The 11,614-nt window shown below is 58.8% G+C and carries 10 protein-coding genes; 9 read left to right on the top strand and 1 reads right to left on the bottom strand.

Annotation, left to right across the window (positions count from 1 at the left end):
- Nucleotides 1-81 precede the first annotated feature (81 nt).
- The 7 genes from RXV86_RS09385 to RXV86_RS09355 all read left to right on the top strand — a co-directional run bounded on the left by RXV86_RS09385 (nt 82) and on the right by RXV86_RS09355 (nt 7,725).
- Nucleotides 82-2,235: an AMP-binding protein gene (locus tag RXV86_RS09385; protein WP_316300221.1), complete on the top strand. Its 2,154-nt coding sequence runs from the start codon at nt 82-84 to the stop codon at nt 2,233-2,235.
- A complete protein-coding gene (locus RXV86_RS09380) occupies nt 2,232-3,056 on the top strand; it encodes an ABC transporter ATP-binding protein (protein WP_316299238.1) in 825 nt (274 codons plus the stop codon). The genes RXV86_RS09385 and RXV86_RS09380 overlap by 4 nt, the downstream gene beginning before the upstream one ends.
- A gap of 41 nt (nt 3,057-3,097) precedes the next feature.
- A complete protein-coding gene (locus tag RXV86_RS09375; protein WP_316299237.1) occupies nt 3,098-4,099 on the top strand; it encodes a branched-chain amino acid ABC transporter permease in 1,002 nt (333 codons plus the stop codon).
- A 2-nt stretch (nt 4,100-4,101) separates the two neighbouring features.
- The gene (locus tag RXV86_RS09370) at nt 4,102-4,359 is read left to right on the top strand and encodes a hypothetical protein (RefSeq protein WP_316299236.1); all 258 of its coding nucleotides are present in this window, start codon (nt 4,102-4,104) and stop codon (nt 4,357-4,359) included.
- On the top strand, nt 4,359-5,468 hold the full coding sequence (locus RXV86_RS09365; RefSeq protein WP_316299235.1) for a branched-chain amino acid ABC transporter permease: 1,110 nt from the start codon (nt 4,359-4,361) through the stop codon (nt 5,466-5,468). The genes RXV86_RS09370 and RXV86_RS09365 overlap by 1 nt, the downstream gene beginning before the upstream one ends.
- Before the next feature lie 74 nt (nt 5,469-5,542).
- Entirely contained in the window at nt 5,543-6,826 is a 1,284-nt protein-coding gene (locus tag RXV86_RS09360; RefSeq protein ID WP_316299234.1) for an ABC transporter substrate-binding protein, read from the top strand.
- Between the two features lie 71 nt (nt 6,827-6,897).
- Entirely contained in the window at nt 6,898-7,725 is an 828-nt protein-coding gene (locus tag RXV86_RS09355) for an ABC transporter ATP-binding protein (protein ID WP_316299233.1), read from the top strand.
- A 65-nt stretch (nt 7,726-7,790) separates the two neighbouring features.
- Here the strand turns inward: RXV86_RS09355 and RXV86_RS09350 are convergent, their stop codons facing one another.
- Nucleotides 7,791-8,615: a hypothetical protein gene (locus tag RXV86_RS09350; RefSeq protein ID WP_316299232.1), complete on the bottom strand. Its 825-nt coding sequence runs from the start codon at nt 8,613-8,615 to the stop codon at nt 7,791-7,793.
- A 104-nt stretch (nt 8,616-8,719) separates the two neighbouring features.
- Here RXV86_RS09350 and RXV86_RS09345 point away from each other — a divergent pair, with 104 nt between their 5' ends.
- Both RXV86_RS09345 and RXV86_RS09340 read left to right on the top strand, forming a co-directional pair.
- Entirely contained in the window at nt 8,720-9,892 is a 1,173-nt protein-coding gene (locus RXV86_RS09345) for an AMP-binding protein (RefSeq protein WP_316299231.1), read from the top strand.
- A 41-nt stretch (nt 9,893-9,933) separates the two neighbouring features.
- The gene (locus tag RXV86_RS09340) at nt 9,934-11,595 is read left to right on the top strand and encodes a peptidoglycan-binding protein (protein WP_316299230.1); all 1,662 of its coding nucleotides are present in this window, start codon (nt 9,934-9,936) and stop codon (nt 11,593-11,595) included.
- Nucleotides 11,596-11,614: the final 19 nt, after the last annotated feature.

Raw genomic sequence — 11,614 nt, 5'->3', positions numbered from 1 at the left:
CACCCTAGGAGCTCGGGAGAATCACCCTGTGGCAAACGGGGCGTCCGCAACGAGATGCGGACAAAGGGAGGACAAGACTTGGTGGAACCGTCTGGCACGGCCGGTGGACTTCAGTCCATTCCGGCGCTTTTGCAGCGTAACGCGCGCGAGTTCGGCAACAAGGCCGCGTACCGCGAAAAGGAATTCGGCATCTGGCAAAGCTGGACCTGGGCCGAGGCCGAGAAAGAGATCGAGGCGCTTGCGCTGGGCCTGATCAATCTCGGCGTCAACGAAGGCGATTTCATCGCAATCATCGGGCGCAACCGGCCGCATTTCTATTGGTCGATGGTTGCTGCGCAGAGCGTGGGCGCCATTCCGGTACCGCTTTACAATGACAGTGCCGCCGAAGAGATGGCCTATGTGCTGGAGCATTGCGGCGCGCGTTTTGCGGTTGTCGAGGACCAGGAGCAGGTCGACAAGGTGATCGAGGTGCAGGAGCGCCTGCACCAGTTCGAGCACATGATCTATATCGATCCGCGGGGCCTGCGGAAATACGACCACCGCGCGCTGCACGAATTCAGCCATATCCAGAACCAGGGTCGCGCTGCTTATGACGAGTTCATTCAGGAGCTGAAGGACCGTCGCGAGAAGCTGGCTTATGATGATCAATGCGTGATGCTCTACACGTCGGGCACCACCGGCAAGCCCAAGGGCGTGGTTCTATCGAACCAAAACATCATCCAGAGCGCCAAGAACGCCAGCGAGTTTGATAACCTTGAAGCAGGTGACGAAATCCTCGCCTATCTGCCGATGGCTTGGGTTGGCGATTTCATCTTTGCCATCGGGCAAGCCTATTGGACCGGGTTCTGCACCAACTGCCCCGAGTCGGCCGACACGATGATGACCGATCTGCGCGAGATTGGCCCGACCTATTACTTCGCACCGCCGCGGGTGTTCGAAACCCAGCTGACCAACGTGATGATCCGGATGGAGGACAGCGGTACGCTGAAATATGCGCTGTTCCACCACTTCATGGATTTCGCCAAGACGGCAGGTGAAAAATACGGCATGCCCAAGCGGTCCTTGGCCAAGCCCGACCTGAAACGGCGTCTGAAGCAGATTTGGAAGTTTTCGATGGGCGTTGGTTTCGCCGTCGAGACGTTGGTGGAAAACTGGGTCCGGCTGTTCTTTGCCAGGCTGCGCCATCCGGTGCGCACGCGCGATCACTTCAAGGCCAAGGACCCGATCCTGCTGAACCTCTATCCTGAACCTGTGCGCAGCTATTTCAAGTATCGCATGGGTGAGGTTCTGATCTATGGCCCGCTGAAAAACACGCTGGGCTTCAGCCGTGTGCGCGTCGGCTACACCGCCGGTGAGGCGATCGGGCCGGAGATTTTCGAGTTCTATCGCTCGCTGGGGATCAACCTGAAACAGCTTTACGGTCAGACCGAAGCGACGGTGTTCATCACCATCCAGCCCGATGGCGAAGTGCGCAATGACACGGTCGGCGTGCCCGCCCCCGAGGTTGAAATCAAGATCGAGGACAGCGGCGAAATTTTCTATCGTTCGCCCGGCACCTTTGTCGAATACTACAAGAACCCGGAAAGCACCGCGTCGACCAAGGATCCCGAGGGTTGGGTCGCCACAGGTGATGCGGGTTTCTTCGAGAAAGACACGGGCCATCTGCGGATCATCGACCGGGCCAAGGACGTTGGCAAAATGGCCGATGGCAGCATGTTCGCGCCCAAGTACGTCGAGAACAAGCTGAAGTTCTATCCCGATATCCTGGAGGCCGTGCTGTTCGGCGCAGGCAAGGATCGTTGCACCGCCTTTATCAACATCGACCTGACGGCGGTGGGCAACTGGGCTGAGCGCAACAACATCGGTTACGCCTCCTATCAGGAATTGGCCGGGCATCCGCGGGTTCTGGACACGATCCAGGAACACGTGGAGACGGTGAATAAATCCGTAGCCGATGATCCGATGCTGTCGGGGTGTCAGATCCACCGCTTTGTTGTGCTCCACAAGGAACTGGATGCCGATGATGGCGAGATGACCCGGACCCGCAAGGTGCGCCGCGTGATCGTGGCGGACAAGTTCAAGGACATCATCGACGCGATGTATGGCGGCGAGGACAAGATTGCGACCACGACCGAAGTGACCTACGAGGATGGTCGCAAGGGTTCGATCAGCGCGACGCTCGATATCCGCGATGCCGAGGTCCAGACCGTGAGCCAGAAGGTAGCAGCAGAATGAACGATATGAGCAACCCAGAAGGCTACACCACTGAGGACGGTCGCAAGATCGGCCCGGTTCTGATGGAGATGAAGAACATCACCCTGCGGTTTGGTGGGGTGAAGGCGATCACCGACATTTCCTTTGACATCCGTGAAGGGGAAATTCGCGCCATCATCGGTCCGAACGGTGCCGGTAAATCCTCGATGCTGAACGTGATCTCTGGGTTCTACATCCCGCAGGAGGGTGAAGTCTGGTACAAGGGCGCGCCACGTCCGCAGATGAAGCCTTACGAGGTAGCCCGCCAGGGTATCGCTCGAACGTTCCAGAACATCGCGCTTTTCGAGGGTATGAGTGTGCTGGACAACGTCATGACCGGGCGACTGAACCACATGAAAACCGGGCTGTTTGCCCAAGCGATCTGGAAGGGCAAGGCCGAAGCCGAAGAGGTTGCCAACCGCGAAGTGGTGGAACGGGTCATCGACTTCCTGGAAATCCAGGCGATCCGGAAAACTCCGGTGGCACGTCTTCCTTATGGTTTGAAAAAGCGGGTCGAACTGGCACGTGCCCTTGCGGCGCAGCCCAGCCTGTTGCTGCTGGATGAGCCGATGGCGGGCATGAACGTCGAAGAGAAAGAGGACATGAGCCGCTTTATCCTCGATGTGAATGACGAATTCGGCACTACCATCGCCCTGATCGAACACGACATGGGCGTGGTCATGGACCTTTCCGACCGCGTGGTGGTGATGGATTACGGCAAGAAGATCGGCGACGGCACGCCGGACGAAGTGCGCAACAACCAGGACGTCATCGACGCCTATTTGGGGGTGGCACATGATTGATCTTCGCTTCGAAACAAAAATGAAAACCGGGGGCGCGGGACATGCCTGATTCACTTCTTTTCGGCACCGAGGTTTTCCTCAACGGTCTCATGGCGGGCGTTCTCTATGCGCTCGTGGCGCTGGGGTTCGTGTTGATCTACAAGGCGTCGGGCATCTTCAATTATGCTCAGGGTGTTATGGCGCTGTTCGCGGCGATGACCCTGCATGGGATCATGGTCGGGCAGGTGCCCTTTGCCCACCTGATCAACGCCGTTTTCGGCACCAAGATTCACCACTTTGGCTGGCATATCCCAGCGATTTTGGCGATCGTCTTCACCGTCGTGGTGATGATCGGATTTGCCTGGTTGGTGCAGCGGTTCGTCTTTAAACACCTTGTCGGTCAGGAGCCGATCATTCTGTTCATGGCGACCATCGGTCTGGCCTATTTCCTTGAAGGGGTGGCTGACCTGATGTGGGGATCAGACATCAAGACGCTTGATGTGGGCCTGCCTCAGGGCGGCAGCTTCTGGATCGAGGAAAATACCCAGTGGATGGGCATGGGGAACGAGAACTTCTATGGCTTCTTCCTCGATCAGCTGGACCTGATTGCCACGGTGATTGCCGCGGTGATGGTGATCGCGCTGGTGCTATTCTCGCAGTACACAAAACAGGGCCGCGCTATGCGTGCCGTGGCCGACGATCACCAGGCGGCGCTGTCGGTTGGCATCAACCTGAACTTCATCTGGGTGATGGTGTGGTCGCTCGCTGGCTTCGTCGCACTTGTCGCGGGCATCATGTGGGGCACCAAGTCAGGCGTGCAGTTCTCGCTGTCGCTGATCGCGCTGAAGGCACTGCCGGTGCTGATGCTCGGCGGGTTCACCTCGATCCCGGGCGCCATCGTTGGCGGGTTGATCATCGGTGTTGGTGAGAAACTGTTCGAATTTTCGGTTGGTCCCTATGTGGGCGGCGCAACCGAAAACTGGTTCGCCTATGTGCTGGCGCTGATCTTCCTCGTCTTTAGGCCGCAGGGTCTGTTCGGCGAGAAGATCATCGAGAGGGTGTAGGCATGACAAAGGTGATTGCCATCCTCAACGTGATCGCGTGGGCAGGGTTCTGGGCCTTTGGCTATATCGCGCTGACCTCGGAGGTGGGGAATTCCGCCCAGATGGTCACCGCGGCCGTGCTGGCGGCCATGGGCGGTGCAGTGGGCATGTGGGCCTATCTGCAACTGGTGCGCCACAACGAGAACACCGGATATGCGAAACGCCCGAGCCGGGCCGACAAATCGCATCTTGAAATGAATGCAAATGGGGAGAGCGCCTGATGTTTTATCGTGAGGCCGGAGATTTCAAAACCTCCTATCAGGACGACGGGCAGACATTCCCGATCAAATTCGACCGCTACCGTTACTATGCGGTTCTGATCTTTGCGTTTGCCATCGTGCCATTCATGCTCAATGACTATTGGGTCAACGCGATCTTCCTGCCGTTCCTGATCTATGCCATCGCGGCGATCGGGCTGAATATCCTGGTGGGCTATGCCGGTCAGGTCAGCCTTGGTTCGGGCGGGTTCATGGCCGTGGGCGCTTATGCCTGCTACAAGTTCATGACGGGGATCGATATCTGGATCGGAGGAGTGCAATATGCCCTGCCGCCGATCAACATCTTCTTCTCGGTCATCCTGGCCGGTCTGACCACCGCCTTTGTTGGCGTGCTGTTCGGACTGCCCAGTCTGCGGATCAAGGGGTTCTACCTTGCCGTGGCCACGCTGGCGGCGCAGTTCTTCCTGGTCTGGCTGTTCAACAAATGGGAATGGGCCTACAATTACTCGGCGTCGGGGCAGATCAACGCGCCCGAGCGCGGTGTGTTTGGCGTGGCCGTGACCGGCCCCGCAACAAGCGCCTGGGCAACCTATCTGTTCTGCCTGGTGTTCGTGACGGTGCTGGCCATCGTGGCCCGCAACCTGACCCGTGGTAGTGTCGGTCGGAAATGGATGGCGATCCGCGACATGGACATCGCCGCCGAGATCATCGGGGTGGATCCGCTCAAGGCCAAACTGACGGCCTTTGCAGTCAGCTCGTTCTATATCGGCATCGCTGGCGCGCTGTTCTTTGCCGTCTACCTCGGCGCGGCGGAAGTCGGCGAGGCGTTCGGTATCCAGAAATCCTTCCTGCTGCTGTTCATGGTGATCATCGGCGGGCTGGGCTCGGTCTTTGGCTCGTTTGCGGGCGCGGCCTTTCTGGTTTTGCTGCCGGTTCTGCTGAAGAACGTGCTGGTGGGCACCTTAGGCTGGCCGACGGATATTGCGGCGCACCTCGAGTTTGTTATCGTGGGCGCCCTGATTGTAATCTTCCTAATTGCCGAGCCGCATGGTCTTGCGCAGCTGTGGCGCGTCGCGAAAGAGAAACTGAGACTGTGGCCGTTCCCGCACTGAGGTGGGGGCGACCATTACTAAATTCGGGGATACCCCCGGAACACATCGGAAATAACCATGGGAGGAGAAACCCGATGAAGATGAAACTTGCAACAATGGCCCTGGGTGCCATTATGGCGGCAGGCCCGGTGTTGGCGGATCTCGTTATTCCGTCGCTGAGCTATCGTACCGGCCCGTATGCTGCTGGCGGCATTCCCTTTGCCGACGGCTATGCCGACTATTTCACCCTGCTTAACGAGCGTGACGGTGGTATCGGTGGCGCTCCGATCAAGATGATCGAATGTGAAACCGGCTATAACACCGAGAAAGGTGTTGAATGCTACGAGGCGACCAAGGGTGAAGGCGCGCTGATTTATCAACCGCTTTCGACCGGTATTACCTATCAGATCATCCCCAAGGCGACTGTGGACGATATCCCGATTCACACCATGGGTTATGGTCGGACGTCTGCCGCCAACGGCAATGTGTTCAGCCACGTGTTTAACTATCCGGGCAACTACTGGAACGGTGCCTCGGGTGTGGTGAACTACCTGTTGGAAATCAACAACGGTGATATCAAAGGCAAAAAACTGGCTCTGGTCTATCACAACTCCGCTTTCGGCAAAGAGCCGATCCGGACACTCGAAGCTTTGGCCGAGAAGCATGGTTTCGAACTGAGCCTGCTGCCTGTTGACCACCCTGGCCAAGAGCAGAAATCGCAATGGCTGCAAGTCCGCCGCGAACGTCCGGACTATGTCACGATGTGGGGCTGGGGCGTGATGAACCAGGTTGCCATCCAGGAAGCCGCCAATATCCGTTTTAACATGGAAAACTTCATCGGTGTCTGGTGGTCGGGTGCACAGCATGACGTGCTGCCAGCAGGCGACGCAGCCAACGGTTATAAAGCCATCACGTTCCATGCGGTGGGTAGTGACTACCCGGTTTTCGACGACATCCAGAAGTATGTTGTTGATGCTGGAAAAACCGCTGGTGCGGGCGATCAGGTCGGCACAGTGCTCTACAACCGTGGTATCTATGCGGCCATGCTTGCTGCGGAAGCCATCAAGGATGCGCAAGCTGCAACCGGTAAGGCCGACATCACTGCTGGTGATGTGCGTAATGCCATGGAAAGCCTGAACATCACCGAAGAACGCATGGCTTCAATTGGCATGCCGGGCTTTGGCCCTTCGTTCCAAGTGAGCTGTGAAAATCACGGTGGTTCAGGTCTTGTTGGTGTCGCCCAGTGGGATGCGACAGCGAAGACTTGGTCGCTGGTTTCTGACTTCCAACCCACCGATGCGGAAGTCATTGACGCTCTGATCAAAGAGGACTCGGAAGCCTACGCTGCCGAAAACAACATCGCGCCGAACTGTAAGTAAGCGTAACCGAATTCCCCGGCCGGGACACCTGGCCGGGGGACCACAAAACGAGATTTGAATGAGGTCCCCAGATGCTGGACGCCGGTGAAACCGCCCAAGAGACCCTTCTCGAGGTCAACAACATCGAGGTGATCTACAACCACGTGATCCTTGTGCTGAAGGGCGTCAGCCTGAAAGTGCCCAAGGGTGGCATCACGGCCCTGCTGGGTGGCAACGGCGCGGGCAAGACCACCACGCTCAAGGCCATTTCCAACCTGCTGCATTCTGAACGCGGGGAGGTGACAAAGGGCACGATCACCTATCGTGGCGAAGATATTGCCGAACGCGATCCGGCCGAATTGGTCAAACGTGGTGTGATCCAGGTGATGGAAGGCCGCCATTGCTTTGAACACTTGACCGTTGAAGAAAACCTGATGACTGGCGCCTATACCCGTCGCGATGGTGGTGGCGCAGTAAGCGCCGATTTGGAGATGGTCTATACTTATTTCCCACGCCTCAAGGAACGCCGTCGCAGTCAGGCGGGATATACGTCGGGTGGCGAACAGCAGATGGTTGCCGTTGGTCGGGCGTTGATGTCCAAACCGGAAACCATTTTGCTGGACGAACCGTCAATGGGCCTTGCACCGCAGCTGGTGGAAGAGATTTTCGGCATCGTCAAAGACCTGAACGAAAAGGAAGGGGTGACCTTCCTGTTGGCCGAACAGAACACCAACGTGGCGCTGCGCTTTGCCAACTATGGCTATATCCTGGAAAGCGGCCGGGTGGTGATGGACGGCCCTGCCGCCGACCTGCGCGAGAACCCGGACGTCAAGGAGTTCTACCTCGGCATGTCCGACGAGGGCCGCAAATCGTTCCGTGACGTACGTTCCTACCGTCGCCGGAAGCGCTGGCTGAGCTGATGATCCAAGCCATTGAGATTAACCCCAACGGGCCGTTTTTCGCGGTCCGCCCGGAGGAGGCTGGCCTAGCTCATGCTGGCGATCAGTTCAGCCTTCATCTCGGCGATGCGTTCCAGCGCTTCTTCCCGAGTGTTGCGAATGTTGGGGCGGAAGCCCTGGCTTTCGGCGCGGTCACGGATTTCCACCTCGGTTTCGGAACCGGGGGCGAAGCGGACCGAGCCGAGCGAGGCGGCGATGTTGAGCCGTTTGCCGCGATGGGCGTAACGGACCCAGGCACCGGGGTGGATCTCGCAGTTCTCCATGTTGACGAGGAAGAACCACTTGCGGTCGCTTGCCTTAATGCGGCCCTCGATGTGGTCGTAGACGTCGTCGACATCGCGGGAATGCATGAAGGTGAAGTTGGAAAAATCGGCCTCCATCAGGGGGACGTCGGGATCGAACGTGATCCGGCGGGCGATTTCTTCGGGCGTGTGGCTGGGGGTATGGACGATCTTTTTCCGGCGGACGGAGTCGAAGGTCTTTATGCGGGCCAGCGCGCTGTCACGATCGGCAAAGAGGTTCGGGTCAAACCGCTCGGTCTTGGCGTCACGCTCGATCTGCTTGCGGGTGGCGTCGGAGACGTCAAAACGGACCGAGCCCATGGAATGCGCCATGTTGAGCGCTTTGCCGCGGCGGGAAAAGGCAACCCAGGCGCTGCTGTCGATCCGGCAATGGGAATAGTTGACGAGGAAGAACCATTTGTCCTCGCCGGTCTCGCGAATGCGCGATTCGATACGGTCATAGAAGGCGTTGACCAGCGCAGGGCTGGGGAAATCAAAGTTGGAAAAGTCGGCCTCCATGGTTTGGAGATCGTCATGAAATGTAATGCGGGCGTCAAAATCTGGGGTCACGGGTTACACCTTTCGCGCGGGAATACCGGCGCGGACACTAAAGTTGACGCGGCGGAAAGGCAAGTTTGCATACTGTCGCATGCAGAAAAACGGAGGTCGGGCCAATGAGCCAGTTTTACGACGAATTGGAAACCCGTTCGGCGGATCAGCGCGCGGCGGATCAATTGGCGGCGCTCAACACGCAGTTGGAAAAGAACGGTCTTGGCGCAATTGGCGATCTGTCCGAGATGTCTAGCCTGCCGGTGTTGCGAAAGTCTGAACTGGGCGCACAGCAGAAGGCGACACCGCCCTTTGGCTCTCTTCCGGTTTCGAACGTGGCGCACTACTTCCAGAGCCCGGGGCCGATCTATGAACCCGGTGGGATCAGCCGCGATTGGTGGCGATCCGGGCGCGCGATGTACGCTGCCGGGATCCGGGCCGAAGATATCGTGCAGAACTGTTTCTCCTACCACCTGACCCCGGCTGGGATGATGTTTGAAAGCGGGGCGCGTGCAATCGGTTGTGCGGTACTGCCCGCAGGTACCGGCCAGACCGAGCTGCAAGTGCAGGCAGCGCATGACATCGGCGTTACTGCCTATACTGGCACGCCGGATTACCTGAAGATCATCCTCGACAAGGCCGATGCGATGGGCCTGAAATTGAAGTTTGCCAGGGCCGCTGTCGGGGGAGGCGCATTGTTCCCGTCGCTTCGGCAGGAATATGCCGACCGGGGCATCCAGTGTCTGCAAGGTTACGGCACCGCGGACCTCGGCTCGATTGCCTACGAGTCGCCTGCGATGGAAGGCATGATCGTCGACGAGGGTGTGATCGTCGAGATCGTTACACCAGGCACCGGCACCCCCGTGGCGCCGGGCGAAGTGGGCGAGGTCGTGGTCACAACACTTAATCCCGACTATCCGTTGATCCGCTTTGCCACCGGTGATCTGAGTGCGATGATGGAAGGTGTAAGCCCTTGTGGCCGCACGAATATGCGGATCAAAGGCTGGATGGGGCGGGCCGATCAGACCACCAAGATCAAGGGCATGTTCGTGCGCCCCGAACAGGTGGCGGCGCTGGTTGCCAAGCATGACGAAATTGCCAAGGCGCGTGTCATTGCCGGTCGCGATGGCGAGATGGACACGATGACGGTTCAGATCGAAGCGGAAGGCGGTGATTCGGTGGCTTATGCCAAAACGGTGGCCGAGGTTCTGAAGCTGAAAGGTCAGATTGAAGTCGTGGCCCGTGGAAGTCTTCCAAATGACGGCAAAGTAATCGAAGATACTCGTAGTTACGATTGAGGCCGGGGTTTTCCCCGGACAGTAAATCCGGGGGAAAGATCATGCAGAAATGGATACTTGGCGGGCTTTCGGGGCTGATGATGATGGGTGGGGCGACGGTAGCCCCTGCCGATGACATCGCCCTGATCATTTCCAACCAATCCTACCGTTTTGGTGGCCAGGTCGGGACCAATGCCGCAGCTTCGCAGCTGGCGCATGACCTGCGGACGCGGGGTTGGACGGTTCTGGCAATGGGCGAGGCCGACACCGCGCAGATGGGTGCTTCAGCCATGCGGCTGCGCTCGCTTATGCAGGCCAGTTCGGACGCCGATCGCGTGATCATTGCCCTGACCGGGCGGTTCGCCCAGAGTTCACGCGATGTCTGGTTGTTGCAGACGCGCAGTCGCAAACCCGACATGCTGACAGCAGGTGCAAACGGGTTGTCACTGGGTGCCCTGGCAGAGATTGCTTCGGAAGGGGCGGCCGGTCAGGCAATCATTATGATCGGGTTGCCCGCCGAGGAAGAAACCTCTGGCTTTGGATTGCGCAAGGTGACAGGTCCCGGCAATCTTCCGCAAGGGGTGACGGCAGTGACGGGACCGATGAGTTCTCTGCAAGCCTGGGCGCGGGACAGCCTTTTGGCGCAGGGGAGCAGCCTTGCGCAGGCAGTTGATAACCTGCCTGAAGAGACGCGGGCACGGGGGTTCGTCTCGCGGGCGATCGGGTTTGGACCCGCAGCAAGCTGGCCCCAGGCCGGAACCGCTGGTGGTACCGGTGTGGGTGAGATGGCCTATTGGAACGCGGTGCGAGACCTCGGCACCTCAGAGGCGCTGCAAGCCTATCTTAACCGCTATCCACAAGGCGTTTTCGCCGCCGAGGCACGGGCGCAGATTGCAGCGCAGAAACCTCCTGATCCGATCGAACTTGCCCGCGAGGCCGAAACGGCGCTTGGGCTAAGCCGGAATGAGCGCCGCCAAATCCAGCGTCATTTAGACCTTCTGGGGCATGATCCGCGGGGGATTGACGGGCTGTTTGGACGCGGTTCACGGGCCGCGATTGCCGCCTGGCAGAAAGCGTCGGGTTACGACGCGATCGGGTTCCTGAACGGCGCCCAGATTGCCGAATTACAGCGCCAAGCCGATATCCGCGCCGCCGAATTGGAACGCGAAGCGCGATTGCGGCGCGAGGTGGAGGAACGTGCTGATCGCCAGCTATGGCAGGGTTTGGGGCGCGACGAGGCCAGCCTGCGGCTGTATTTGAAACGCTATCCGGACGGGCTTTTTGCAGATAAGGCGCAGGCGCAGCTTGACCGTATCCTTGAAAAGCAACGCGCAGCAGCAGAGGCCAAAGAACGGGGCGCGTGGGATAGGGCGGTCGCCGAGAACACGATCGAGAGTTATCAGCGTTTTCTCAACCGGTTCCCCAAGGGGGTCTTTGCCGAGGAAGGCCGCAAGCGGCTTGCCGAGTTGAAGGACGAGGTGGAGAATGCCGAGGCGCGAAAACGACTGCAAGCCGTAGAAGACAGGGTTGTGCCGGGACAGGCGGCCCGCGTCATCGTCGAGCAAATCCTGGCGGGGCGCGGTATGAAACCCGGAGCAACCGATGGCAAGTTCACGCGCGAAACCCGCCGCGCAATTCGCCGGTTCCAGCGGGAAAACGGGTTGAACGTCACCGGTTATGTCGATCAGAAAACGATGGTTGTCCTGATGCTGGGGCGCCCGTGAGCGCAATAGAAAAAGCCGC

The organism is Aliisedimentitalea sp. MJ-SS2, assembly GCF_032586155.1.
Taxonomy (GTDB): domain Bacteria; phylum Pseudomonadota; class Alphaproteobacteria; order Rhodobacterales; family Rhodobacteraceae; genus JAWHTC01.
The sequence above is the reverse complement of the archived record's forward strand: the minus strand, read 5'-3'. Positions and strand labels throughout refer to the sequence as shown.

Coding starts and splice junctions, on each gene's coding strand:
- RXV86_RS09380 (WP_316299238.1), top strand. CDS start 2,232: ATGAACGATATGAGCAACCCAGAAGGCTACACCACTGAGGACGGTCGC.
- RXV86_RS09375 (WP_316299237.1), top strand. CDS start 3,098: ATGCCTGATTCACTTCTTTTCGGCACCGAGGTTTTCCTCAACGGTCTC.
- RXV86_RS09370 (WP_316299236.1), top strand. CDS start 4,102: ATGACAAAGGTGATTGCCATCCTCAACGTGATCGCGTGGGCAGGGTTC.
- RXV86_RS09365 (WP_316299235.1), top strand. CDS start 4,359: ATGTTTTATCGTGAGGCCGGAGATTTCAAAACCTCCTATCAGGACGAC.
- RXV86_RS09360 (WP_316299234.1), top strand. CDS start 5,543: ATGAAGATGAAACTTGCAACAATGGCCCTGGGTGCCATTATGGCGGCA.
- RXV86_RS09355 (WP_316299233.1), top strand. CDS start 6,898: ATGCTGGACGCCGGTGAAACCGCCCAAGAGACCCTTCTCGAGGTCAAC.
- RXV86_RS09345 (WP_316299231.1), top strand. CDS start 8,720: ATGAGCCAGTTTTACGACGAATTGGAAACCCGTTCGGCGGATCAGCGC.
- RXV86_RS09340 (WP_316299230.1), top strand. CDS start 9,934: ATGCAGAAATGGATACTTGGCGGGCTTTCGGGGCTGATGATGATGGGT.